Here is a 25,137-nt window from a genome sequence, read left to right as displayed (position 1 = left end):
CCACACTCCTTCTCGTTATTTCTTGTCCAGCAACCAGTTGCCTCCGTCGGGGCCTGAGCTGAGGTCCATGGCGGCGATCTCCTCTAAGGGGATCGGTTTCAGCGGAGGACGTACCGAAAGCTGTCCGGTGCGATGCGGGGAGACCCCCAGGGCCGCTCCCACCACCTCGGCCAGGGCCGGTCCGCACATACGCCCCTGGCAGGGGCCCATGCCGCAGCGGGTGATGATCTTTATCTCGTTAAGGTCCCGTACGCCCTCTTTCACCACCTTGTGCACGTCGCCCACGGTAACATTCTCGCACCGACAGAGGACGGTGTCGTCGGTAAAAAGGAACTGGCCGGGCCTGGGTGCGTACAGGGCGTCAATGAAGGGGCGGGGCCAGGCATCGTGCATCAGGGCCTTGCGGAGAGGCAGGGCCCGGGCATTGCGCTCCTCTTCGGAGAGGATGCCCAGGCATCGGGCAACCTCCAGGGCGGCAAGCTCCCCTTTGTACCGGGCTGCCGGAGCCCCGGAGACCCCGGCGCCGTCGCCGGCGGCAAAAACGTTTTCAAAGTTGGTGCGTCCCCAGGGATCACAGGCGGGAATCCAGCAGCGCTGCCCGGCGTGCCAGGCCATGCGGCACCCCATCTGCCGAAAGATATGGGTGTTGGGGATCACCCCGAAATGGAGCAGGAGCATGTCGGCCTTCAAATGCAGCTTTTTCTCGCCGCAGGTGGCCTCCACCGACTCCACGGCCTCCTCGCCCAGGGCGCGGATCCCGGTAACCCCTTTGTAGTGGGGCACGCCCGAGCGTTTGATCTCCCGGAGCATAAAGGCCCCTTTCAGGAGAAAGTCGGCCCTCAGCAGGGCCTGGGGAGCCCGGGGCAAGGCCCGGATAGACGGCACCGCCGGGGTGGTCTCCAGTACGGCGGCGATGTTCACCCCTTTTTTCACCAGCAGGGAGGCCTCCAGAAGCAGCAGAGGCCCGCTGCCCGCAAGGACCACACGCCCCGACGGAGTCAGCCCCGCCTCCTTGGCCAGGTTGTTGGCCGCCCCTGCCCCCATGACGCCCGGGAGAGTCCAGCCCGGGATGGGCATGGGCCGCTCCATGGCCCCGGTGGCAGCCACGATGTAGTTGGCCACCACGCGCCGGGAGACGCCGTTCTGGGAATAGCAGACCGTGCCGTCGGATTCGGCCTGCCACACACAGGCACCCGGCTCGTAGCGGGCGCCGCTTTTCCTGAATCGTTGGGTGAGATCGAGGCCCCGGGTGTAGTCCGGCCCGAAGAGGGCGTGGGCCGCCTTGGGCGCCTCTTCCACGTTACGGTAGATCTGTCCTCCCACCCGATGCTGTTCGTCCAGTGTAAGGACATCGAGGCCCATCTCGGCAAGGGCTGCGCTGGCGGCAAGCCCGGCCGGTCCGGCACCGATGACGATGACATCCACGTGTCGGCTCATGGGCGGCCTCCTTTTTCGTCGTCTGTGTCCTGAAGGTGGCGACGGATCACCATGCCCTCCCGGACCTCGGTCATGCAGGCCTGGCGGTTGACCCCGTCAATCTCCATGAGGCATTCAAAGCAGACCCCCATGAGGCAATGGGGAGAACACGGCCTGCCGGACGACGGCGAGGTGCGGGAGAGGATCTCACCAATGCCCAGAAGACCCGCAGCCACGCTCACCCCGGCGGGCAGTGTCACGGCTCGCCCGTCCAGGGTCACCGACACGGTTTGGTGCGTCTTTTTTTTGTCGAGTTTAAACATGAAAGCGTCCGTTGCTGAAGTGAGAGATGATATCGTTTTCGCCCTCGTCCAGGATCCACGTGGCAATGTCGCTGGCCTGCAGGGGGGCCAGGGAGACGGCGCTGTGCAGGGCCAGGACCGTGATGTTTTCATGGCCGGGGATGCGGCTGTAGATGGGAGCCCCGTCCGGCGTCATGACCCGGATGGCACCCCAGGAGCGGACCCAGTTGAGCTTGCCCAGCATGGGAAAGAGCCGGATGGCGTTTTTTGCCTGGGACTGCATGGCCTCGGGGGTGACCCGGGTGTCCAGGGCCGTATCCTCCGAGGAGAGGCCGATCATGAAGGTGCCGTCCACGGTCTGGCGGACGCTGAGCAGGGGCACCCGGAGCAGGCGCGTGTGCCGCTCCGTAACCATGAGCTGGCCGCGCTGGGGGTAAATGGCGAGTTTTTCGCCCAGGGGGGTCACCAGGCCGGAGGAGCCGTGTCCTGCGGCGATGACCACCTTGCCGCACAGATAGTCGCCCCGGCTGGTCGTCACTTTTACCGTGCCGTTTTTAAGGGGGACCACGGCACGGGCGCTTTCGGCGGCCCGGTATTCCCCGCCCTTTCGCTGAAAGGCGCCCCGCATGGCTGCCAGGAGCTTCAAAGGGTTCACGTGGCCCTGCTCTTTGGTGTACATGGCCCCTGAGACTTCGTCACCCAGGGTCATCTCCGGCACGATGTCCGCAAATTCGTCGCGGTTGAGGATGCGTACCGGGTAATCGAGCCCGGCTTCGGCGCAGGTGTCGGTGAGGCTGGCAACGGAATCGGCATAGCCCTGGAGCTCGTCTTCGCCAAAGGCGTGGACCGCGCCCCCTGTCCATTCGAGTTCCACGTCGTAGCCGGACTCTTCTTTGAGCTGGGCTGCAAACTCAGGCCACTGGCGTGCGGCCATGCGGCACCACCGGGCATATTCGGGGTTGCCGGTGCCTTTGCACATGAACCAGGTGAGGCCGAAGTTGCCTCTGGAGAGGCGCTGGCTGGGAAGCTGTTCGTCCAGAAGCACGACCCTGCCTGCGGCACGGCGCATGAGGCCCAGGGCCGTGGCCGCACCGGAGAGTCCGCCGCCGATGACGAGAATATCAACGGTTTTCACAAGGCACCTCCCGGGTGGAAGGCCCTGGGCGGCACACCGTTGTGGGGAAGGAAGCGTGGTGTCTTCATAAAGGATTGCCCCCCTACGTTGTTGTGTGAATGGGAAATTGAGTTACCCGGTAAACAAAGCAAAGGGTGTACCAACGGGTTAAACCACGGGATCAGGTATTGAGTGCAACTCGCTTTATTGATTTGGTATCAAGGTATTTTTGTGGCAAAAAGCCCGGTGGCCGTGCTGCCCACGCCCCCGGGAGGAAGCAGGCAAACTGTTTCATTTTGAGAAAGCACCGAAGGAAAGGCCGCGTAAAGGGCTTGTTTTTAAAGAGAGAGGAAAGGTTTGATTCAAAATGCGACATGTGTCAAAATGAGACTCCCTGTGACCGATGACCCCAGACAGAAACCCGGAGGCCCATGAAACAAGGACAGATTCTCGGCGTCGATGAGATGCGCCGACAGATCGCGTTGTCACACCGGCGCTCAGCAGCGCGGGGGATCAATCCCATCCTGCGCAACACCAAACAGACCCTGCTCTCCCCTTCCGAGCTCAAGGCGAAACGCAATGAGAACAGCGAGCTTCTGGATGTGCTGCTGCCGCAGTTCGAGGAGTTTTACAACTTCCTGTCACCCAACGAGTTTGTCATCGCCGCCGTGGACTCCGAGGGCTATATCCTCCATATCGAGGGCAGCAGCAATCTCATTGAGAGCGCGGCCAAGCGAAACTGCATCCCCGGGTACCGGTGGACGGAAAAAGACGTGGGCACAACAGCCATCGCCCTGTGCCTGAAGCTGGGGAGCCCCATTCAGCTCATCGGGGATGAGCACTACTGCCGCCAGGCCCACGGCCTGACCAGCTCCACAGCCCCGGTGTTCGGGAAGAAGGGAACACTCCTCGGCGTCATTGCCGTGTCCGGTCCCTCCACCAAAGCCCATCCCCACACCCTCTACATGGTCACCACTGCGGCCCGGGCCGCCGAGCAGCAGCTCCGGGTTCTTCGGCGCAACAAAGAGTTGGCCCTGAACGTGCGGTTCCTGGACCAGGTCATCGACACCTCCCGCACCGGGCTTATCATCATCAACAGTGAGAACCAGATCTGGCGGGTCAACCGGCGGGGAGCCGAGATCCTCAAGATGGACAACCTGGCGGGCCAGCCCATCACAGCCCTAAAGGGCTTGAAGATCGACCTGGACGATGTGCAGACCCGCCCCGAGTCCTGGGTGAACAAGGAGAGCCGCCTCAAGATCCAGAACCAGACCCTGACCCTCATCCACACCGTTCAGCTGGTGATGTCCCCGGAGGGAGAGCGCCTGGGGGCCCTCATCACCTTTTCCGAGGTCAAGGAGATCTACAAACTGGCCGACACCATCGCAGGGACCCGGGCCCACTTCACCTTCGACAGCCTGGTGGGCTCCTGCCCTCCCTTTGTGGAGGCCCTGAACCTTGCCAAGCGGGCCGCCACATCGGACACCACCGTGCTGCTCCAGGGGGAAACCGGCACGGGCAAAGAGCTCTTTGCCCAGGCCATTCACAACCAGAGCGACCGGAGCCAGAACGCCTTTGTGCCCATCAACTGCGGGGCCATCCCCGCCAACCTTCTGGAGAGCGAGCTCTTCGGGTACGTGGAAGGGACCTTTACCGGCGCCTCCAAAGGGGGAAAACCCGGAAAATTTGAGCTGGCCAACACCGGCACCATCCTCCTGGACGAGATCGGGGACATGCCCCACAAGATGCAGGTGAAGCTCCTGCGGGTGCTCCAGACTGGGGAGGTCTACCGCATCGGCGCCGACAAGCCCGTGAAGATCAACACCCGCATCATCGCCAGCACCCACGTGAACCTTCTCGAAGCCATCCGGGAGGGCCGGTTCCGGGAGGACCTCTACTACCGCTTGAACGTCTTTCCCATTGCCATCCCGCCCCTGAACACAAGAGGGCCGGAGGACATCCTTGCCCTGTCGGCCCTCTTTCTGTCGGAAAACGCCGAGGAGCCCCCGGGGCTCAGCCAGGAGGCCCGAAACCTTCTGTGTTCCCACCCGTGGCCGGGAAACGTCCGTGAGCTGGAAAACTGCATGCAGCGCGCCCTGCACCTCTGCGAAGGCCGGGAGCTTAAGCCCGAGCACCTGAGCCTCTCCCCTGCCCCGGCGGATCAGCCCAGCCAGGCCGGAACCTTGGAGGAGATGAACCGAAAGATGATCCAGGACACCCTGGAGGCGACCTCCCGCAACATGGCCCGCACCGCCAAGATCCTGGGGATTTCTCGGGCGACCCTTTACCGGAAGCTGAAGCAGTATGCGATGTAATACTTTAGGTGTGGTGCCTAAGTGCCTGAAAAGATGGCATGGGGCGCCGCACTCCTGTGCGGCTTTTTTCGTGGGATGAAGCGCCTGCCGCACGGAGTGCGGCGCTCCACGATGTGTGGCTCTCCGGGGTATTTCTGAAGCTGCGGGCCTGGATGAAAGACCCATGGCTGGGGATGTCACATGGAGCGCCGCACTCCTGTGCGGCTTTTTCGTGGGGCGAAACGTCTGCCGCACGGAGTGCGGCGCTCCAGGATGTGTGGTTCTCCGGGGTATTTTTGACACTGCGGGCCTGGATGAAAAAGCCACGGTTGGGGATGTCATATGGCGCGCCACACTCCTGTGCGGCTTTTTTGTGGGATGAAGCGTCTGCCGCACGGAGTGCGGCGCTCCACGCTGTGTGGTTCTCCGGGGTATTTTTGACACTGCGGGCCTGGATGAAAAACCCATGGCTGGGGATGTCATATGGAGCGCCGCACTTCTGTGCGGCTTTTTTCGTGGGTCGAAGCGTATGCCGCACGGAGTGCGGCGCTCCAGGATGTGTGGTTCTCCGGGGTATTTTTGACGCTGCGGGCCTGGATGAAATAGCCACGGCTGGGGATGTCATATGGAGCGCCGCACTTTTGTGCGGCTTTTTTGGTGGGACGAAGCGTATGCCGCACGGGAGTGCGACGCTCCAGGATGTGTGGTTCTCCGGGGTATTTTTGACACTGCGGGCCTGGATGAAAAAGCCGCGGTTGGGGATGTCATATGGAGCGCCGCACTCCTGTGCGGCTTTTTTCGTGGGACGGAGCCTCTGCCGCACCGAAGTGCGGCGCTCCCATTCCGTGGGATTTACACCTCTTTCAGGCGAATCCCCGTATCGCTCAGTTCGATGAGCCCTTTTTTGTAAAGCGCCCCCACCGTGCGTTTGAACTCTTTCTTGCTCATGGAAAAGACGCCCTTGATCTCTTCCGGGGCGCTCTTGTCGTGGCAGGCCACAAAGCCTCCGGCTTTTTTAAGGATTTCCAGCACTCGCTCAGAAGAGCCTTCAATGGACTGGTAGCCCGGTTTTTTCAGGGTGAGGTCGATCTTGCCGTCTTCCCGGATGCGGGAGACGTAGCCGGTGAGGCGTTCTCCGATGGACACCTTTTTAAACACCTCATTGCGGTAGAGGATGCCCAGGCAGGTGTCGTCGATGACCGCCTGGATGCTCAGCTTGGTGATGCCGTAGATGAGGAGGGAGACCTCCTGGCCCACTGTCTGGTCGGTGGCGACCTTTGCGCAGTGGCGGCCCAGGCGCGTGGAGCCGAAGACCCTGCCGGTCTCTTCATCCAGGCTCACATACACCACGTACTTTTCCCCCACGGCCATGGGCTTCTGCTGCTCGCTTCGGGGCACCAGGAGGTCCTTTTCCAGGCCCCAGTCGAAAAAGGTGCCGAAGGGGTTCACGTCCTTTACCGTCATGACGGCAAACTCCCCCACCATGGCATTGGGCTTCAGGGTGGTGGCCACGGGGCGGTCTTCGGAGTCGGTGTAGACAAAGACGTCGATGCGGTCCCCGAGCTTGAAGCCTTCGGGTACGTATTTGTTGGGAAGGAGCACCTGCTCCTCCCGGGGGTTGAGGTAGAAGCCGAATTCCATGTAACGCTCGGCAACGAGCGAGTTCATCTGACCGATCTTGAGCATATCCTGCCGTCCTTCAAAAGCCGTAATTCCCTGAATAAGGGCCTTCGGCGTTGATTTTCTATTTGGTTCACACCGGCTCCACAGCCGATTCGCCCCGTTACATATCAGCAATGGGCCACCGAATCGAGGGATTTGACGAGAGGAAGGCGAAAAAGACCGGTTGATTACAGGGACCCCATCTTGAGAAGCCGGAAAAATTCGGTGGCCGGGACCGGGGCTTTGAAATAGTAGCCCTGGGCTTCGTCGCAGCCGTAAGACTTCAGGAGCTCGTACTGCTCCTCGGTCTCGATGCCTTCGGCCAGGATCTTTTTGCCGAGGCTGTGGCCCATGGCGATGATGGCCTTGATGATGATGCGGTTGTTTTTGTGGATGGTGCTTCCGATGACAAAGGAGCGATCGATTTTGATGACGTCCACGGGAAAGGTGGTGAGGTAGCTCAAGGAGGAGTAGCCCGTGCCGAAATCGTCCAGGGCGATGCGCACCCCGAGGTCCTTGATCTCTTTGAGGGTCTCGATGGTCTCTTCGGTTTCCTGCATGAGGATGGTCTCGGTGATCTCTATTTCGATGTTGGTCGGGTCCAGGCGGGTGGTCTCCAGAACGTCCCGGATGCTGGTGACGATGTTCTGGTGGGCAAATTTGTAGCCCGAAAGGTTCACGGCGATGTTGAGGTCCGGAAATCCGTTTTTTATCCATCCGTCGCTCTGGCGGCAGGCCATGAGCAGCACCCACTTATTGATGTCGATGATGAGGCCCGACTCTTCGGCCACGTGGATGAACTTGTCGGGGGGGACCATGCCCTTTTGGGGGTGCATCCACCGGATCAGGGCCTCGGCGCCCACGATCTTCCGGGTGGCCAGGTCGATCTGGGGCTGGTAGTAGAGCACGAGCTCGTTGCGGTCGATGGCCCGGGCCAGGTCCCGTTCCAGGGAAAAGCGTTCGGTGGCAACAATGTTGAGGGATTCGATGTAGAACTGGAACTGATTTTTTCCACTGTTCTTGGCGTTGTACATGGCCGAATCCGCGTTTCGAAGCAGGATGTCCGCGGTCTGCCCGTCGTTGGGGAACACGCTGATGCCGATGCTGGCGGACACCGAGACCTCCTGACCTTCCAGGTCGTATTCGGTGGAGATCTCCTTGATGAGGCGTCTTGCCACCAGGGCCGCGCTCTCCGGGGACCTTATGTTGGAGAGGATGATGGTGAACTCATCCCCTGCCAGCCTGGAGATGGTGGGCTCGGAGCGGTCCATGACGTTGCGGGTGGCCAGGTCCGTGCTTCGGATACAGGCCTGCATCTTTTCCGCCACCTGCTTCAGGAGCAGGTCGCCTATGTGGTGGCCCAGGGTATCATTGATGCGCTTGAACCGGTCCAGGTCCAGAAAGAGGAGCGCAAACTTCTGGTCGTTGCGGGTGGAGTCCTTGATGGCCATGTCCAGCCGGTCCAGAAAGAGCATGCGGTTGGCAAGCCCGGTGAGCCCGTCGTAGAAGGCAAGGTGCATGATCTCTTCTTCGGCGCGTTTCAGCTGGGAGACATCCTGCACCACCCCCAGCATCATTTCCGGCATACCCTGTTCGTTGAAGAGGATCTCCCCCTGGTTGAGGATGTGCTTCTGGGTGCCGTCGGGATAGAGAACGCTGTAGCTCACGCTCATATTTTTCCGTGCCTTGACCGCATCGTTCATCTCCTTTCGGACCTTCTCCTTTTCATGGCCCATGATGGGCGCCAGAAAATCATCCAGGGAGACGGGGGCGTTGCCCGTGTCGAGCCTCAGCAGGCGACTGGCTTCGGTGGAGCAATGGAAATCGTTGCTGTTGAGGTCGATCTGCCAGTTCCCCAGCTTGGCCAGCTCCTGGGTTTTGGCCAGGCGGCTCTGGCTCATGTAGAGCTCCCGAAAGGCGAACCCGGCACGGAGCATGTATCGGGCCCGATGGCCCAGCATCACCCAGTTGATGGGTTTGGAGACAAAGTCGTTGGCCCCGACTTCAAAAGCCCTGGCCGTTGACTCCACATCATCCAGGCCCGTTACCATGAGAATTTGGGGATACCGGCCGTACAGGGATTTGCGGATGGCCGCGCAGACGTCAAAGCCGTCCATCTCGGGCATGATGACGTCCAAAAGGATAAAGTCCGGCTTCTCCGCATGGAACAGCGCCAGGGCCTGACGTCCGTTTTCCGCCTCCAGGACATCAAAATCGCATTTTTTCAGAGCCGCCTTTATGGAGAGGCGCAGCGACAGGTCGTCATCTGCGATGAGGGCCAGCGGTTTTTTCCGTGCATGCTTTTCATACATCATGGGATGTTATCTCCTCTTCCAGGGCGTTCCTGACCAACATGAGTTCCGATTCGATGGCGTGTACCCGTGCGTCGGCGTCATCGCCGCACTGCCTGCTGCATCTCACCTCAAGGTCCCTGCACAGGGCTGCCAGTCCGGTTGCGCCGATGTTGGCGCTGCTCGATTTGAGGCTGTGGGCCGCCCGTTGGAGGGCGGATATATCCAAGGGGTTCAGGGCCTGTGTCATCTGCGTGCGGATGGCCTCGGAATTTCTCAGGTAGGCCGTAAAGACCTGCACGAGTATGTCGGGCTCTCCGTCTGCCTGGAGTTCCTGGAGGGCGGCGAGGCGTTTCCGGTCGATGAGGTCGACGCCGTCCGCTTCGTCCGGGGCCCCTTGCCGGTCCGCCGAGGACGCGGAGAGCTTCGGGCGGGTGTCCATCCCTTCGCCGAACCATCGTTCCAGCGTGGCGCCGATCCTGTCGATGTCAAAGGGCTTGCTGATGTAACCGTCCATGCCCGACGCCAGGCAGCGCCGGTCGTCTTCATCCTGTGCATGGGCGGTGAGGGCCACGATGGGCGTCCGGGCAAACCCTTTCTCCGCTTCAATGCCGCGGATCTCTTCGGCAGCGCCATACCCGTCCAGCACCGGCATCTGGCAGTCCATGAGAATGAGGTCATAGGTGCTGCTTTCTCGGAACGCTTCCACAGCCTCCCTGCCGTTTTCAACCACATCCACACGGCATCCGAACAGTTTCAGCATGGAGACGACCACCTCACGGTTTGTTTCGTTGTCCTCGGCCACGAGCACATGGCGGTGAAACCGACGCATCTCTTCGGCGATGGAGTGCTGGGTAATCAAGGGCAGGTCGGAGCGTTGGGGTGTCTCCGACATGGCCTTCACCAGGGCTGCGTGCAGATCGGTGCGGCTCACCGGCTTGGTGAGATAAGCCGAAACCCCTGCCCGTGCCGCAAGCCTGGCCTCCCCGCGGAATCCCGGGGGGGTGATAAGGATGATGGGAAGGTGGCTCAGCTCCGGGCGGGCCTTGATGGCCCGGGCCAGTCCCAGGACGTCGGTTTCGGCAGGGCTGTCCAGCAGGATCACCAGGTCAAAGGGCCGGTCCGAAGCCCTGGCGTCGTTCAGGAGGGTCAGGGCAGCGCTGCCGTCGTCGATGATCGTGCGGGGAACCCCCAAAGACGAGAGCATGGGCTCGATGATGGCTCGGTGTGGCTCAATCCTGTCGTCCACCATGAGGACGTTCAGGCCGGAGATATCCACGGATCGGCCCTCTCGTGTGCTTCGCCACGTTCCCTGCCCTGCCCTCAGGGGCACGGTGAAAAAAAAGCGGGACCCCTTCCCTGGTGTGCTTTCGCAGTCAAGACAGCCCCCCATGAGGGAGATGAGCTCCATGGAGATGGCCAGCCCCAGGCCGGAGCCGCCGTATTTTCGCGTGGTGGCCCCGTCAGCCTGGGAAAAGGGCTTGAAGAGCTTGGTCCGGTCCCGGGGACTGATGCCGATGCCGGTGTCTTCCACGGACACGCTGAGCTCCACGGTCTCCTTCGTCTTCATGGTGGTGGACGCCCGGATCACCACCGAGCCTTTATCCGTGAACTTGACGGCGTTACCCAGAAGGTTGGTGAGCACCTGGCGCAGTCGGGTGGGATCCCCGCGCAGGTGGGTGTGGGTGGCCTCGGGGATGTGAATGCTCAGCTCGTTGCCCTGGGCATGGGCGCGCAGCAGGAGCAGGTCCACAACGCCCTCGATGAGGGGCCGCAGGTCAAAGTCGATGGTCTCCAGTTCCAGCCTGCCCGCCTCGATCTTGGAAAAATCGAGGATGTCGTTGATGATGGTGAGCAGGGATTCCCCGGAGTTGCGGATGGTGCGGGCAAAGCGCTCCTGCTCCGGGGTCAGGCTGGTTTGCAGCAGCAGGCCCGCCATACCCAGCACCCCGTTCATGGGGGTGCGTATCTCATGGCTCATGTTGGCCAGAAACTGGGATTTGACCCGGGTGGCCTTCTCCGCGTCGTCCTTGGCTCGGCTGAGGCCCAGGCTGTGTGTTTTCAGCTCGTTGTCCCGCCGCTGGATCTCTTCGAGCATGTCGTTGAACCGGTCGATGAGGGTCCCGAACTCATCGTCGCTCTCCTTGTGAACCCTCACCGCATAGTTTTTTTCCCGGATCACCCGGTTCATGGACTGCATGAGTCCCAGCACCGGACCGGTGAAGATGATCTGCATCTTCACCGACATCACGATGATGACCGCAAGGGTAAAGGCCACGAAAAAAGCAAAGACAATGTAATCCGTGTGCAGGCGGATGCGCATCTGCTGCATGTTGTCCACCAGGTGAATGGCTCCGATGACCTCATCGTTGGCGATGACGGGCCGGAGCACATGGGCGTGGTGGGACACGAGGAAGATGGTTCTCTTTCCCCCGAGGACCTCACGGAAAAGCGCGGCCCTGTCCGGGTAGGCTTCCTTGAGCTCGGCCGTGAGGGCTTGCCGGTCGGCTTCCAGGGCCGTGTAGCTGCTGTAGAGTTTGCCGCGGGCATCGTAAAGGAGCGCGGCGGCGATATCGGGCTTTGCCTCCAGGGACATGAGGGTCTCCCGGGCGGACAATTCGTCGTTGAAGAGCAGGGCCGGGCCGCTGTTCACCGCGACGACACCGGCCATGGAGCTGAGCTCTCGGGCAAGGTTCTTCCTGCTGGTCCATTTCTCCTTGAACACAAGGGCCGTGGACAGAAGGATCACCGTCAGGACTGCGGGCAGGCTGAAGAGCAGGACCAGTTTGGTCCGGATGGACAGGTTTTTCATTTGTCGTACTGCGTCGCCACCGCTCATGGACCACCCACAATGATTGCATGCCGCAACAGCCGGGACCTGAACTTCAGCCTCACCTGCAGGGCACGTTCCACGTTGATTTCAAACCGCAGTCGGTCGTTTTTCTTGAACATGTTGATGAGTCCGCCGGACCCCAGGAAACGGGGCATGTCATCACCGATGGTCAGGGTGGATCCGTCCTTGACGGCGTCAAGGGCCGCAAGGCGTTTCTCCAGGGGCGTCTCCCGGCAGAAATAAACAATATGGGACCCTTCAAGTGTTTCGGGATCGTCCGTGAACCGTATTTTTAACGGCCGGGACCCGATGGGTTTGCCCTCGATGCGTTGAAAGGCCTCTTCCATGCCGGTACCCCCGAACACGGCGAGCTCACAGGGCTCGTCAGCCGTCTCAAAGTGATCTTCGGGCCACTGGGTGTACCTTGCAAAATTGAGAACAAAAGCCGCTTTGACCGTGGGTTCGTCCATGGCAGCTGCAAGGGTGTCTTTCGGCCCGAAACAAAGCTGGGCCGGAAAGATCAGAGCCGTACACGAGACGATACCCCAGGCACGGCGGATGTATTTCGCATAGGTCATCCGATAGCCTTAAAAACGGTAGGTGATTTTACCGTACACGCTGCGAGGGACCTCTGTGGGCAGACCGTAGTTTTCCATGACATACTCCGGGTGGCGTTCGTCCAGAAGGTTCTGGCCCACCACGGAGAGCTCCAGGGCCGGGGCGGGAGCCCAGCTCAGACGGACGTCCAGGGTGAGGTAATCGTCAATCTCATACGTGCCGTCCGGGGACGCGGCATAGGCCGCGCTGGAGTCGTCCACGTACCGGAGCCAGAGGTCCAGTTCCAGGTCATTTCCCATATCCACCGCTGAACGCAATGAGACCTGATGGGTGGGTTCCCGTCCCACCTGCCCCTCCTCTTCCAGGTTGCTGTTCAGGTAGGTGTAGGCCAGGTCTTCTTTTAACCAGTCCGTCACCTGCCAGGCCGTTGCCAGCTCCGCGCCGTAGGCACGGGACGAAAACTCATGGACCAGAAAAAAGGGCTGCTTGATGTAGGTTCCCTGGAACTCGGGGGCGCCCTGGCGGGTGACCCGCAGGTGGTCGTAGTCGTGGTAGTAGCCTGCGATGTCCACGGAAACGGTGGGCCTGGGCATGAACCGGTACCCCACTTCGTAGGCGATGAGCTCTTCGGACTGCTCGTCGTCCACACCGATTCCCGTAACCACCACGGGCAGGGGCGAAGGGTTCTCCGGGCTCATGGGGGGGACCACATAAAGGTTCACCACCCCGTCCCGCTCGACCCGTGACGGGGTTCGCACGGCACGGGAGACCGCGGCCCAGAGTTTGTGGTTGGGACGGGGGGAAAAGAGGAGGCGCGCGCTGGGTTGAACCTCATAGCCCGTGGACTCGTTGTGTTCGACTTTGCTGCCCAGGGTAAGCCAGAGCCTGTTGTCGGAAAGGAGGATCTCATCCTGGAGAAAGGCGCTGAACAGGTCGTCGGTGCGGCTCTCCGGAGAGTACATCAGCACGGATGTGTCGGCCAGCTCGTCGTGGATCCGCTGGTATCCGGCTCCCCAGACAATGTCATGCCGCTCCCCGGCCTTGAAGTGGTGTTGAAAATCGACGTCGATGTTCTCTTTTTCTTCGTTGGTAAAGGCCTCTTCCCGCTTTGATACGTCGTAGATGAGCTGCAGGGAGAGGTCCGATGTGGAGGAGAGAACCCGTTGCCAGCGGGTGAGCAGGTTGCCCCCGGACACATCGGCGGTGTCGTCCACGATCTCGGCATAGGGTGGTGCAAGGGTGGGAAGCACCACCTCCTGATTGATCTCCCCGTCGTAGAGATCCCCCTGGAAGGTGACCTTGTTTCGTTCGCCAGGGTGTCGCCGAAACCCTCCCTGGGCCATTTCCCAGTCGTCCCCTGCCCCGTCCCCTGATGCGCGCTCAAACTCATCCCGTTTGAAGCCCTTGGCATAAAAACGGCCGTGGGTGGCCTTGCCCAGGGCCGCGCCGTAACGCGCCTCGGCAAAGCCCTCTTCCGTGGTTCCCCCGCCCACAGTGGCCACGCCCCCCACCGTATCCGAGGCCTGCTTGGTGATGATGTTGATTACCCCGTTCACCGCGTTGGCTCCCCAGAGGGTGGCCCCGGGCCCTCGGATCACCTCGATGCGGTCCACGTCTTCGAGCATCACGTCCTGCACCTCCCAGTAGACCCCGGAGAAAAACGGGGTGTAGACGGTGCGTCCGTCGATGAAGACCAGCAACTTGTCGGCAAACCGGCTGGTGGCACCGCGGCTGTTCACGGCCCACTTGTTGGAGTCGATGCGGGAGACCGTGAGCCCGGGTACCATGCGCAGGGCATCGGGAATGTTGGTGACCCCGGACCGTTTCAGGTCCTGGTTGGTGATGACGAACACTGCGGCCGTGCTGTCCGAGAGGTGCTGCTCTTTTTTGCCCACCGAGGTCACGTTGATATTCATGAGATCCTCGATACTCAAATCAACCACCTCCTGTTCGGAGGCCCGAAGCGGAGAGCTGAGAAGCAGGAGAAGAGACAAAACCATGAAATATGAGGCCGGGGACCCGGGTAGCTGCATTCATGATCGATTCCCTCGGTGCTGGGAAAAGGGTGCATGGCAGTCAGGTGATCGGCCCGGCGGGCTCGGCGTCCGCATCGCAGGGAAAAGGCATGGGGATACGGAGAAGACACTGCGTCACCGAAAGCGGACGGGGGCTTTGCTCAGCAAATGGAAAGGGGGCCGCTTACGGGTACTGGAGACATCCACGGGCTGTTGGCCTGCGAGCAGTCAGCCGGATTGATTGAAAGATCACCGCAGGTAGGGGGCGCGTGAGTTCGCGTGGCGAGGTGCGCGCATCGGGTAATGGTTAAAATGGTTAAAGATGTTTATTTACTAATAATTTCATCGATTTTTCAAAAAGTCCAGTTGAAAAAACAGTTGGCACGGCCCGGTCAGCCACCATTGAAGGCGCTTTCCATGGACTCTGCCTGCCTCACCGGTATGGGAGTCTTCCCGGGAAAACAATTCAGTCAGATGGCGACAGGGCCGCCATCGGTGGGCTATGGGTTGAAATATTTCGAAAAGCTGGAAATCAGGGAGCATATGCGTTACTATACACAGAATCCGAAACTTATTTTGAGAAAAATGGAAGCCGAACCTGCTGATTTTAATGAATACATGAATCTGCAGGGTACCACCGTTTCCCTTCCATGGATCAGACCAAGGAAAAACAGCTATCAAACAAGGGGTTACCAACATAGTGTCATGACCAATCAGAGAAGGAGCGTTTTGTGAGTTTAGTCAAGCAGAGAGAGCAGCTCGGAAGCCGCATCGGCTTCCTTTTTATTTCCGCCGGGTGCGCCATCGGCCTGGGGAATGTGTGGCGTTTTCCCTTTATCACCGGAAAGTACGGAGGGGCCGCCTTTGTGCTGATCTACCTCCTCTTTCTCTTCATCCTGGGCCTGCCCATCATGGTCATGGAATTTTCCATCGGCCGCGGCGGCCAGAAGAACATTGCCGGTGCCTTGAAAGCCCTGCAGCCCAAGGGAAGCCGCTGGCATCTCTACGGCTACTTTGCCATCCTCGGCAACCTGATCCTCATGATGTTCTACACCACCGTTGCCGGGTGGATGCTGGCCTATTTCTACCACACACTCACCGGTAACCTGGCGGGTCTCTCCCCGGATGCGGTGGGCGGTTTCTTCGACGGGCTCCTGGCCAGCCCCGGTACCCTGGTGTTCTGGATGGGCCTCACCGTGGTTTTAGGCTTTTTTACCTGCTCCCTGGGGCTTCAAAAGGGGGTGGAGAACATCACAAAATGGATGATGTCCTCCCTTTTTGTGATCCTCATCGCCCTGGTGGTCAAATCCGTCACCCTGCCCGGTGCGTCTGCGGGGCTCTCCTTTTATTTACTGCCCGACTTCGGCCGTCTCATGGAAACCGGGGTCTGGCAGACCGTCTACGCGGCCATGGGCCAGGCCTTCTTTACCCTGAGCCTCGGCATCGGCAGCATGGCCATCTTCGGCAGCTACATCGGCAAGGACCGCTCCCTTACCGGTGAATCCCTCAACATCATTGGCCTGGACACCTTTGTGGCCATCCTCTCCGGCCTGATCATCTTCCCGGCCTGCTTTGCCTTCGGAAAAGATCCCGGCGCCGGTCCCGGCCTGATCTTCGTCACCCTGCCCAACATCTTCAACACCATGGAGGGCGGCCGCATCTGGGGCACCCTCTTCTTCCTCTTCCTGAGCTTTGCCGCCATGTCCACGGTCATCGCCGTGTTTGAAAACATCATGGCCTTCACCATGGAGGAGTGGGGCTGGACCCGAAAGCGCGCCTCCCTGAACAACGGGTCTGTCCCCTTCCTCTTCCTTCTGCCCTGCGCCTTGGGCTTCAACGTCCTGAGCGGCATCAACCCCCTGGGGGAAGGCACCGTGATCCTCGACCTGGAGGATTTTATCGTGGGCAACAACCTGCTGCCCATCGGCTCCCTGATCTTTGCCTTTTTCTGCAGCTATAAAATAGGGTGGGGTTGGGACTCCTTCGTCAAAGAGGCCAACGAGGGCCACGGGCTCCGTTACCCCGAGAAAACCAAATTCTACGTCAAATACATCCTGCCCCTGATCATCCTGGTGGTCTTCATCGGCGGGTACATTGAAAAATTCGGCGGCTGATACCGAACCTGAGATTGCGTTACGTAAAAAAAGCCCCCGGCTGTGCCGGGGGCTTTTTTGTTTGCCGGGCAAAGCGGCTAAAGAGCTGTGCTGTGGGATTTTGGGGCAATGATGGGCACGCTCCGCTTTGCCCATCCTACGACCAAACACACCGACCCGCGTCGATAAGCGAGACCATGTAGGGTGGGCAAAGGCAAGCCGAACCCATTGGGGTGGCGATGCCCTTGGCGCCGTGCCCATCGAGCACCACAAGCCCACCTGGTTGAATGGGGTTGCCGGGCAACGATGGGCACGCTTCGCTTTGCCCATCCTACGGTTAAACACACCGAGCCACGCCGATAATCCCCGACCACGTAGGATGGGCAAAGGCAAGCCGAACCCATTGGGGTGGCGATGCCCTTGGCGCCGTGCCCATCGAGCGCCACAAGCCCACCCGGTTGAATAGGCTTGTGGGGCAACGATGGGCACGCTCCGCTTTGCCCAGCCTACGGTCAAACACACCAAGCCACGCCGATAATTCGCGACCACGTAGGATGGGCAAAGGCAAGCCGAACCCATTGAGGTGGCGACGCCCTCGGCGCCGTGCCCATCGAACGCCACGAGCCCACCCGGTTGAATGGGTTTGTTGGGCAACGATGGGCACGTTCCGCTTTGCCCATCCCACAGTCAAACACACCGAGCCGCGCCGATAAACCGCGACCATGTAGGATGGGCAAAGGCAAGCCGAACCCATTGAGGTGGTGACGCCCTTGGCGCCGTGCCCATCGAACGCCACGAGCCTATCCGGTTGAATGGGGTTGCCGGGCAACGATGGGCACGCTCCGCTTTGCCCATCCTACGGTTAAACACACCGAGCCACGCCGATAATCCGCGACCACGTAGGATGGGCAAAGGCAAGCCGAACCCATTGGGGTGGCGACGCCCTTGGCGCCGTGCCCATCGAACGCCACGAGCACATCCGGTTGAATGGGGTTACCGGGCAACCATGGGCACGCTTCGCTTTGCCCATCCTACGATTAAACACATCAAACCGCGCCGATGGTCCGCCACCATGAATGTGGCCCCTTTTCCGCCTCTCCCTTTCATTTCTTAAAGAAGAAGGGCTCTCACAAGGGCTTTCCCGTCTTTTTTTTGATGGGCGGGTAAAAAATCGAAAACATGAACGGCGCCCGGTTTACGAATAAAAAGAAAGCTCTCCAAAAACTTTCCTTTTATCTGGTGGGTTACGACACTATCTTAATTAGACATTGTATTTATTATAGATAATGCCTATCGGGCCCATCCCTGTCATCCCGCAAAAGATTGTGTTACCCTCCGATTTCTGTGTCAACGTGGAGTTGAAAAGCAACTCCCAAACAAGTGCTCGAATCGGTGGAGGTAACACCTGTGAATAAAGAGATGAAGGATATCGTTGTTGCGGGAGCAGCTCTGTTTGCCATGTTTTTTGGAGCGGGAAACCTGATCTTTCCCCCTGCCCTGGGGTTTATGTCCGGAACCTCATGGTTTTTCTGTATGCTGGGCTTTTTTATCACTGGCGTGGGCCTGCCCATCCTCGGTGTGGCGGCCTTGGCCAAATCCGGCGGGTCCCTGGACCGGTTTGCCGGTCGGGTGAGCCCGGTGTTCGCCAAGGTGATGGGCACGGCCATTGTCCTGGCCATCGGCCCGTTCCTTGCCATTCCCAGGACCGGTGCCACGGTCTATGAGATCGGCATCAAGCCCCTCTTTCCGGGTGTCTCCCCTTTAACGGCCTCCGTGGCCTTTTTTGCCGTCACCCTCTTTTTTGCCCTGAAGCCCTCCAGCATCGTGGACAAGATCGGAAAATACCTTACCCCCTTGCTGCTGCTCATTATCGGCCTGATCATTGCCAAGGGCATTGCAAGCCCCATAGGCCAGCCCGTGGACAAGGGGTTGATCCAGCCCTTGGGCAGAGGCTTCGTCGAAGGGTACCAGACCATGGACGCCCTTGCCTCCATTCTCTTTGCAGGGCTGGTGCTTTCGGCCATCGCGGCAAAGGGGTACAAAACCGCCGAGGAGCAGATCTCCCTGACCTGCAAGGCAGGCCTCATCGCAGGGACGGGCCTGATGCTTGTCTACGGTGGGCTCCTTTTTCTGGGGGCCACGGCAAGTGGGATGTTCGAGACCGGGATCACCAAGACCGACCTCATCGTCACCATCACCAACATCGTGCTGGGCAGCGCCGGGCGCATGGCCTTGTGCCTGGCGGTCTCAGCCGCCTGTTTGACAACCGCCATCGGCCTCACCGCCGTGGTGGGGTCCTGGTTTGAAAAACTCTCCCACGGAAAGCTCAAGTATCAGCCCGTGGTCATCGCCACGGCTGTCTTCAGCACCCTCATCGCCGTGTCCGGCGTGGAGAAGATCGTCACCTTTTCGGTTCCCCTTCTCATCATCGCCTACCCCATCGTCATCGTCCTCATTGCCCTGGCTCTCTGGGGAAGCAAACTGAGTTCCGCCGTGTACAAGGGCGCGGTCACCGGCTGCCTTATTGTCAGCGTTTTCGATGCGCTGTCTTTCCTGAAAGTGGACACCGGGGCCGCAGGCAAGCTCATCGCCAAGCTCCCCTTTGCCGATGCCGGATTTTCCTGGGTGCTGCCCGCCATCTTCTGTGCGGTGGTGATGGAGTTGATCCGTAGCACCATGCATCACAAGCCCCTGAACCAGAGCACCATGCCCAAGAGCTGATCCCTTTCCCCTCAAGCCCGCCTTCCTTTCTGTGACAGGAGGAAGGCGGGTTGTCCCCTCCCCCTCATTTATTTACCGCCCCGTCTTACGCAACGCCCGTCAATGGTGTATAAGGAAACCATTGACGATTCATGGATACATGATGAACGAAAAGGGCGATACCAGCGTGGCGGAATTCAAGACACATCTTACGGTTTCCAGTTTCTGCAGCAGTGCGGCAGCAACCTTTCTGCTAGCGGCCTCCCTTGCCACCCCCGATGAGGTGCTGCTCTTTTTCGTCATGGGCGTTGTGGGCGGCCTTTTGCCCGACATCGACTCGGACAGCTCCCTTCCCGTGCGGCTCCTCTTTACCTTCATCGCCACGGTGATTTCGTTTCTCATCATGTTCAACCAGAGGGCCGATAATTCCGCTGCGGAGCTGTTCACCATCTGGCTGGTGAGTTTTTTCGTGGTCAATTTTCTCTTTTTCTCCATGTTCACGCGCATCACCGTGCATCGGGGGATCATTCATTCGGTACCGGCCAGCTTTGTCTTCTGGTTTTCATCCACACTCATCCTCTACCACTTCTTCAGCTTTTCCAGGCAAACCGTCTGGATGGCAGGGTTTTTCGTCTTTGCAGGCTTTCTCATCCACCTCCTTTTGGACGAACTGGTGAGTCTCGATCTCTTCGGCAACGGCCCGAAGCGCTCCTCGGGCACCGCCTTTAAGTTTGCCAACCCCAGGGACCTGAAATCCACGGTGGCGGTCTACGGCCTGGCCGCTCTCCTCTTTGCAGCCACCCCGGACTACACCCCTTTTGTGCGTACCTATTTTTCACCGGACAGTTTTGCATCCCTGCGGGTGTTTCCGGATAAGGGCTGGTTTACGCACCTCTACCGAACCTACCTCAGTCGCTGGCAGACCAAACCCAAAGGGGCCCCCGGCACGTCTGCCGGGGGCCCCTCCTTTCATCAAACACACACCATCTCTACAAGGTGAAGCGGATACCGCCCATGAGGTTGAGCCCGGGCATGGGATAGCCCGGCAGGTATTCGTAGGATTCATCGGTGAGATTTTCCCCCCACAAAGAGCTCCCCTTCCATGCCGGGCAGGTGGAAGGCGTAGCTCAGCTGGCCGTTGACGAGGGTATACGAATCCACCGGAGAATTATTGGTTGCACCGGCCTTGCGGGCCTGGGAGCTGACGGTCATGCTCGACAGGTAGGAGGCGTCCAGACTCAGGGTAAAGGCTTTAAAGAAACGCCAGTTGAGCCCGCCGGTGACCGTGGTCTCCGGAGCGTAGGGCATGTCCCCGGGGTCGGTGTCCAGGAAGGTCGCCCCGGCAAACAGGGAGAGGTTCCGGGTGGGGTTGACGCTTACGGTGATCTCCGAGCCTTTGATGGTGAACTCTTCGATGTTGTCGTACACGGGGGGAGGCGGCGGCGTGATCGTACCGGTCTGTGCCGTCGTCGTAGAAGAAGGTGACGTCCACAACGGCGCGGTCCCCGAATTTTTGGGTGATTCCCGCCTCGAAATGGTCCACCTTTTCCGCGTTGAGGTCCTTCCAGGAATCCCTAAGCATGGGGATGACCTTCTCGGAGAAGACCACCACCTCAAGGCCCGGGTAGACCACGCCCCGGGCATAACTCAGGTGCACCTCGGTCTCTTTGTAACCGGCAACCAGCCCTGCGTGGGGTGCGAGTTCGTCATCGAAGTCGGTGTTGTCGTAATAGCGCAACCCCGCCGACGGCACGACGTAGAACCCCTCCTGGGAACCGGACTGCCTGCTCACGGCCGTGTACGGTGAAAAAAGGGTCACGTCGTGGCCGTCCCATCGGTCGGTTGATCCGTCGCTGAAGGTCTTGTCGTACTCTCCCTCGCTGTAATCCCAGTCAAACCCCACAAGCCACTCCAGGCCATGGTCCAGGTAGAATGTTTCCCGGGCCTTGACTCCGTAAAACAGGGAGTCGTTGTAGAGGTTCTCCCTGACCCCCGGGGTGGACGCGGGGTAGTCCAGCCAGTCCCCTTCCCCGCCGTTCCAGTACACCTTGACGCTGCCGTCGGCATGTTCGTAGCTGTTGGAGAGGGTGGCCTCGGCCAGCCAGGTCCGCGTCTCAAAGGTGCCTTCGCGCAGGGCGGGGTCTGCCCCCTCTTCGCCCGGGTCCTTGGCGTAATTGTCGTTCCAGAGGGTCACCATGTTGAGGTCCCAGTTGGGGCTTAAGGCAAAACCCAGGCTGGCGTGGACGTTTTTCAGCTCACCGTCGGCTTCGTCCCTGTGGCCGTCGGAGCTTCGGTACCCGCAGCCGATGTAATAATCAACCTTGTCTTTTTTTCCGCCGTGCTCCACGGTCCCCACCAGGGTGGACCAGCGGCCTGTTGCCACCTGGCCCTTGGTGACAAAGCCTTCGGTCTCCATGCGTTTGGGCACCACATTGATCACCCCGAAGGCGTTTCCGAAGTGCTGGGGCTGAGGGCTTTTGTACACCTCAATGGCATGGGCGGCGTCCACGGGGATGGTGTCCAGGAGGGGGTGGTTCCAGACGCTTAAGTACATGGGAATGCCGTCAAACAGTGTTTTAATCTCTGCCCCGGGCCTGCTGGAGCCCATGCCCCGGATAAAGACCCCGCCCCCTTCGGCCCCGCCGAAAGAGCCGATGGGGTTGTACCGGGAGATGTTGACCCCGGGGGTTCGCCTGAGGGCTGTCTCCAGGTCCTGGGCATTGAGGTCTTCCACCTGCTCCTCGGTAACCCGGGTTTTCCTGGCCCCATAGGCGTCGGTGATGTTTGCTTCGATAACAGGGGACGCGGTGACCGTCACATCGTCCAGAAGAAGTGCCGGCTCTTCGCCTGCTGTGGCGCTGCCCGGGAGTGCTGCGGTGATGAGCAGCAGGATCATGATAAGGCCTGATTTTACTTGTCTGACTGAAGGGGTCATGCCTTTCTTGCACACAGGAAATACCCCCTTGCATCATCGCTCAATTCAATAATTCGCAGCCCTGCTTCGGTGCACATGCCCTCCATCTCCCCATGTTCGGGGATCATGTCCTGTTCAACGGCTGTTCCAGCCTTGCGGTGTACATCATTGATGACGGACAGCGGTTTAAAGTGGCAGATGATGAGAAGGCCTTCGGGCTTCAGGCTGCGGGTCAGAAGGGCAAGGGCCCCTTCCTGGTCTTCGAGGTGGGGAAAGACCTGGTGGCAGAGGGCCAGGTCCACCCCTTCCCCGGGAAGGGGACAGGCTTCGAGTCGTCCCTGCCGCAGCTCCACATGGGCCTGATCTGCGAGCCTTTCTTTAGCTGCTGCCACCATGCCGCGGCTGATATCCATGGCAATGACCCGGCCCGACGGACCTACCCTGCGAGCCAGGATCTCGGTGAGGCGGCCGGTGCCGCAACCCGGCTCCAGCACGGTTTTTCCCTCCAGGGGACCGGCAGACGCAAACACCCGGTCCAGTTTTTCCAGCTCCTCCGGGCCGTACGCTTCGGTTGCCCAGGGGGCGCCTGTCTGTGAATCAAAAAAGTCCGCCTTGCGTGCATACATTTGGGTTGTATCCTTTCTTTTAAAACGCCTCCGGCCATGTCTTTAAGGTGTTTGGTCACCTTTCCAGCAGGTTGGTCTCGGCAGGGCCGAAGGCTTTTATTTCATGGTCAGCTTGCCCCCCAAGGGGCCGTAGGCTGTTTTCATCTGCCCATACACCGGTTTTCCCACGAGAAAGGTGTAGATCTCGTCGGCCATGGCTGCGGGGTCGATATCGGTAAACCGATGCGGGTAAAGGATCTTGCCGATGGTGTAGGCGTCTCCCATGGCCGTGCCGATGTTGGTCATGTACCAGTTGTAGGAGTGGAGGGTGTGGACACGTCCTTCCCGGAAAGCGGTGAGACCCTGGTAGAAAGCGGGTTTGGCCTGCATGTCCCGGGCCACGTTGCCTCGCCCTCCGCCGTCGATGAAAATGATGTCCGGGTCCATGGCAAGGAGGGCTTCCCTGCCCACAAACAGATGACCGGTGGTGCTTTGCCCAGCCACAACGTTTCTGGCCTTTACCCAGTCAAAGGGGGCGTAGGCGGTCTCCGTGCTTCCGATGCCCTGGGTGCCTTTAAACCCGATGCCCCCCACAAACACCCCGGGTTGTTCCTCTGCGCTCTCCCCTTCCACCCGTTGGGCAAGGTCCTTTTCTGTCTCTCGGATAAAACCCACCACCTCTTCCGCCCGGTCCTCTTTGCCCAGGATTTTTCCGGCAAGGCGCAGGGAGCGGTACATGGTCTCGTCAAACCGGCCGAAGGGACCGTAAGAGAGAACCACCACGGGAATCCCCAGCTTGGCCTGGAGTTTGTCGGCTTTGCGCCGTTCAAGGTAAGTGATGAAGATGAGGTCCGGGGCTGCGGCGAGCAGGGCCTCCAGATCCGGCTCGCCGTTGATGGACCCGGGGCCTCCCGGGCCCACCGTCGGCAGGTGGGACAGCTCGCTGTTGGCGACCCAGTAGGGGCGCGTGGTGGGAAACCGTTTTTCAATGGCTTCCACCCCCACCACCTTGGTCTTGGCCTCCAGGTAGATGATGAGCCTCAGGGTGCCCGGGGCCAGGCAGACGATGCGCTGCGGGATGGCTTCAACGGTGACGGTGCGTCCGGCCATGTCCTGCACCGTCACGGCACCGACCGGGGAGATCCAGCCAAAACAGAGCAGGCATAGGATGATTACGATGCGTTTCATAAGGTGGCCTGCCCTTTCTTGACGGCAACAATCATCCGGGAGTCCAGCCTGTCCCCGAATTTGGCCAGGGGGTGGCCGGAGAAGGCGTCGGCTTCCAGGATCTCCTTGATGGTGAAGTGGCGTTCCAGAAGGTCCCTGTACGCCTCCCAGGAGAGGTCGCCGGAGAACCGGTAGATGTTGTCCTCCTTGCCCACGCCCTTGAAGGCCGAAAGGCTCCACTCCAGGTCGAGCAGCCGGTCTTTGGAGCCCTCCCCTTTTCCGTAATAGACGTGCTTTGTTACAAAGAGCCCTCCGGGTTTCAGGGCGTCGTGGATCCGTTTTAAAAGGGCCGGGTTTTTGCCCCCCGGATTGTAGGAGAGAAAAATCACGTCGTGGTCGCTCCCCAGGTCGTCTGTAAAGAGGTTTCCGGACACAAACCGGACCCGGTCCGCGCCGTGGGCCGCCATGACCTCTTCAGCCTTGCGGGCAATGTCCGGGAAATCAAACACCGTGGCACGGAGTTCGGGGTTGATGCGGCTCAGCGCAATGGCATAGAGCCCGTGGCCGCCCCCTAAGTCCAGCAGGCTCCGGGCCTGTTGAAAGGCGGGGATGGCTGCCACGGCGTCAACGGTCTTTTGGAGCTCTCCGCAGAGGATCTCGGCTGCCAGGGAATCCACCATGCCGTTTTCGAAAAAATCCTCTTCCATGACATCCAGGGGGCCTTCGCGGAGCACTCTGTCCAGGCGGTCCCACAGGGCAAACCCGTTCTGGATATCCCGCATGACCGCTCCTTGAAACAGGGGGGATGAGGAGACGAGGTAGAGGGCGCTCAAGGGGGTGTTTCGGTAGTACCCCTCTTTCCGGCAAAGGAGCCCCAGCTCACAGAGGAGCTCCACAAGGTGCTCCGCCGCTGGGAGCTTCAGGTTGCAGGCCGTGCAAAGCCCGGTGAGGGTGAGGGGCTCTTTCAGGGCATCGAAGAGCCCCAGGCGAACAGCGGCATTCATGGCACAAAACTCTTTGTAGTGGCGCGAGGCCTTGTAGAACAGGCTGTGAAGCGCATCGGCTCCGGGTGCGTCACCTTCCCCTTTCATGTGGGTGGTCGATTCGTCTGTTGCAAACACTGAAGGTCCCTTTCATTTATCGTTGGGTGGTAAGCAAGAATGTCGCTGGGAT

At 60.1% G+C, this 25,137-nt stretch carries 17 protein-coding genes and 1 pseudogene; 5 read left to right on the top strand and 13 right to left on the bottom strand.

All coding sequences use genetic code 11. The features are described from left to right. Nucleotides 1-15 precede the first annotated feature (15 nt). Genes ACOYW2_RS10855 through ACOYW2_RS10845 form a run of 3 tightly spaced genes read right to left on the bottom strand, consistent with a single transcriptional unit; the run spans nt 16 to nt 2,853 of the window. The gene (locus ACOYW2_RS10855) at nt 16-1,437 is read right to left on the bottom strand and encodes an FAD/NAD(P)-dependent oxidoreductase (RefSeq protein WP_482770406.1); all 1,422 of its coding nucleotides are present in this window, start codon (nt 1,435-1,437) and stop codon (nt 16-18) included. Then, nucleotides 1,434-1,739: a (2Fe-2S)-binding protein gene (locus ACOYW2_RS10850; protein ID WP_482770405.1), complete on the bottom strand. Its 306-nt coding sequence runs from the start codon at nt 1,737-1,739 to the stop codon at nt 1,434-1,436. Before ACOYW2_RS10850 ends, ACOYW2_RS10855 begins: the two co-directional genes overlap by 4 nt. Then, the gene (locus tag ACOYW2_RS10845; RefSeq protein ID WP_482770404.1) at nt 1,732-2,853 is read right to left on the bottom strand and encodes an NAD(P)/FAD-dependent oxidoreductase; all 1,122 of its coding nucleotides are present in this window, start codon (nt 2,851-2,853) and stop codon (nt 1,732-1,734) included. Before ACOYW2_RS10845 ends, ACOYW2_RS10850 begins: the two co-directional genes overlap by 8 nt. A gap of 410 nt (nt 2,854-3,263) precedes the next feature. On the opposite strand from ACOYW2_RS10845, the gene ACOYW2_RS10840 reads away from it, so the two are divergent. Next, nucleotides 3,264-5,147: a sigma-54-dependent Fis family transcriptional regulator gene (locus ACOYW2_RS10840; RefSeq protein ID WP_482770403.1), complete on the top strand. Its 1,884-nt coding sequence runs from the start codon at nt 3,264-3,266 to the stop codon at nt 5,145-5,147. Between the two features lie 831 nt (nt 5,148-5,978). Here the strand turns inward: ACOYW2_RS10840 and ACOYW2_RS10835 are convergent. From ACOYW2_RS10835 to ACOYW2_RS10815, 5 genes are all read right to left on the bottom strand, one after another. Continuing rightward, entirely contained in the window at nt 5,979-6,812 is an 834-nt protein-coding gene (locus tag ACOYW2_RS10835) for a CvfB family protein (RefSeq protein ID WP_482416312.1), read from the bottom strand. 164 nt (nt 6,813-6,976) lie between these two features. After that, complete coding sequence (locus tag ACOYW2_RS10830; protein ID WP_482416313.1) at nt 6,977-9,103, bottom strand: EAL domain-containing protein; 2,127 nt, start codon at nt 9,101-9,103, stop codon at nt 6,977-6,979. Then, entirely contained in the window at nt 9,093-11,891 is a 2,799-nt protein-coding gene (locus tag ACOYW2_RS10825) for a hybrid sensor histidine kinase/response regulator (protein WP_482770402.1), read from the bottom strand. The genes ACOYW2_RS10830 and ACOYW2_RS10825 overlap by 11 nt, the downstream gene beginning before the upstream one ends. 23 nt (nt 11,892-11,914) lie before the next feature. After that, complete coding sequence (locus ACOYW2_RS10820) at nt 11,915-12,490, bottom strand: YfiR family protein (protein ID WP_482770401.1); 576 nt, start codon at nt 12,488-12,490, stop codon at nt 11,915-11,917. Between the two features lie 9 nt (nt 12,491-12,499). Continuing rightward, nucleotides 12,500-14,404, bottom strand: coding sequence for a TonB-dependent receptor plug domain-containing protein (locus ACOYW2_RS10815; RefSeq protein WP_482770400.1), 1,905 nt, complete (start codon nt 14,402-14,404; stop codon nt 12,500-12,502). Between the two features lie 393 nt (nt 14,405-14,797). On the opposite strand from ACOYW2_RS10815, the gene ACOYW2_RS10810 reads away from it, so the two are divergent. The 4 genes from ACOYW2_RS10810 (at nt 14,798) to ACOYW2_RS10795 (ending at nt 20,278) form a co-directional block, all read left to right on the top strand. After that, on the top strand, nt 14,798-15,220 hold the full coding sequence (locus ACOYW2_RS10810) for a hypothetical protein (protein ID WP_482770399.1): 423 nt from the start codon (nt 14,798-14,800) through the stop codon (nt 15,218-15,220). Further along, complete coding sequence (locus ACOYW2_RS10805) at nt 15,217-16,599, top strand: sodium-dependent transporter (protein ID WP_482770398.1); 1,383 nt, start codon at nt 15,217-15,219, stop codon at nt 16,597-16,599. Before ACOYW2_RS10810 ends, ACOYW2_RS10805 begins: the two co-directional genes overlap by 4 nt. Before the next feature lie 1,386 nt (nt 16,600-17,985). Beyond that, nucleotides 17,986-19,299 carry a branched-chain amino acid transport system II carrier protein gene (gene brnQ, locus ACOYW2_RS10800; RefSeq protein WP_482770397.1) on the top strand — a complete coding sequence of 438 codons (1,314 nt, stop codon included), beginning with the start codon at nt 17,986-17,988 and terminating at the stop codon, nt 19,297-19,299. A gap of 121 nt (nt 19,300-19,420) precedes the next feature. Further along, nucleotides 19,421-20,278 (top strand): metal-dependent hydrolase, encoded by an 858-nt coding sequence (locus tag ACOYW2_RS10795; protein WP_482770396.1) that lies wholly within the window; start codon nt 19,421-19,423, stop codon nt 20,276-20,278. 62 nt (nt 20,279-20,340) lie between these two features. Here ACOYW2_RS10795 and ACOYW2_RS10790 read toward each other — a convergent pair whose 3' ends face one another. The 5 genes and pseudogenes from ACOYW2_RS10790 to ACOYW2_RS10770 all read right to left on the bottom strand — a co-directional run bounded on the left by ACOYW2_RS10790 (nt 20,341) and on the right by ACOYW2_RS10770 (nt 25,085). Next, nucleotides 20,341-20,922: a TonB-dependent receptor domain-containing protein gene (locus ACOYW2_RS10790; protein WP_482771016.1), complete on the bottom strand. Its 582-nt coding sequence runs from the start codon at nt 20,920-20,922 to the stop codon at nt 20,341-20,343. Nucleotides 20,923-21,739: 817 nt separating this feature from the next. Then, nucleotides 21,740-22,174: pseudogene (locus ACOYW2_RS10785) on the bottom strand (TonB-dependent receptor plug domain-containing protein); the annotation flags it as partial. Between the two features lie 35 nt (nt 22,175-22,209). Further along, on the bottom strand, nt 22,210-22,818 hold the full coding sequence (locus ACOYW2_RS10780; protein WP_482770395.1) for a class I SAM-dependent methyltransferase: 609 nt from the start codon (nt 22,816-22,818) through the stop codon (nt 22,210-22,212). A gap of 96 nt (nt 22,819-22,914) precedes the next feature. Beyond that, nucleotides 22,915-23,985, bottom strand: coding sequence for an iron ABC transporter substrate-binding protein (locus ACOYW2_RS10775; RefSeq protein WP_482770394.1), 1,071 nt, complete (start codon nt 23,983-23,985; stop codon nt 22,915-22,917). Continuing rightward, nucleotides 23,982-25,085: a class I SAM-dependent methyltransferase gene (locus tag ACOYW2_RS10770; RefSeq protein ID WP_482770393.1), complete on the bottom strand. Its 1,104-nt coding sequence runs from the start codon at nt 25,083-25,085 to the stop codon at nt 23,982-23,984. The genes ACOYW2_RS10775 and ACOYW2_RS10770 overlap by 4 nt, the downstream gene beginning before the upstream one ends. Nucleotides 25,086-25,137 lie beyond the last annotated feature (52 nt).

The organism is Desulfoluna sp. CLI2B, assembly GCF_056847375.1.
Note: the sequence above shows the minus strand (reverse complement) of the source record. Positions and strands in the feature narration are given on the sequence as shown.

Bases quoted from the DNA above. Each gene is read 5' to 3' on its own strand.
- ACOYW2_RS10810 (WP_482770399.1), top strand. From the start codon at position 14,798: ATGGTTAAAGATGTTTATTTACTAATAATTTCATCGATTTTTCAAAAA.
- ACOYW2_RS10825 (WP_482770402.1), bottom strand. From the start codon at position 11,891: ATGAAAAACCTGTCCATCCGGACCAAACTGGTCCTGCTCTTCAGCCTG.
- ACOYW2_RS10830 (WP_482416313.1), bottom strand. From the start codon at position 9,103: ATGATGTATGAAAAGCATGCACGGAAAAAACCGCTGGCCCTCATCGCA.
- ACOYW2_RS10855 (WP_482770406.1), bottom strand. From the start codon at position 1,437: ATGAGCCGACACGTGGATGTCATCGTCATCGGTGCCGGACCGGCCGGG.
- ACOYW2_RS10790 (WP_482771016.1), bottom strand. From the start codon at position 20,922: ATGCCCGGGGCGTGGTCTACCCGGGCCTTGAGGTGGTGGTCTTCTCCG.
- ACOYW2_RS10780 (WP_482770395.1), bottom strand. From the start codon at position 22,818: ATGTATGCACGCAAGGCGGACTTTTTTGATTCACAGACAGGCGCCCCC.
- ACOYW2_RS10775 (WP_482770394.1), bottom strand. From the start codon at position 23,985: ATGAAACGCATCGTAATCATCCTATGCCTGCTCTGTTTTGGCTGGATC.
- ACOYW2_RS10820 (WP_482770401.1), bottom strand. From the start codon at position 12,490: ATGACCTATGCGAAATACATCCGCCGTGCCTGGGGTATCGTCTCGTGT.
- ACOYW2_RS10840 (WP_482770403.1), top strand. From the start codon at position 3,264: ATGAAACAAGGACAGATTCTCGGCGTCGATGAGATGCGCCGACAGATC.
- ACOYW2_RS10850 (WP_482770405.1), bottom strand. From the start codon at position 1,739: ATGTTTAAACTCGACAAAAAAAAGACGCACCAAACCGTGTCGGTGACC.
- ACOYW2_RS10835 (WP_482416312.1), bottom strand. From the start codon at position 6,812: ATGCTCAAGATCGGTCAGATGAACTCGCTCGTTGCCGAGCGTTACATG.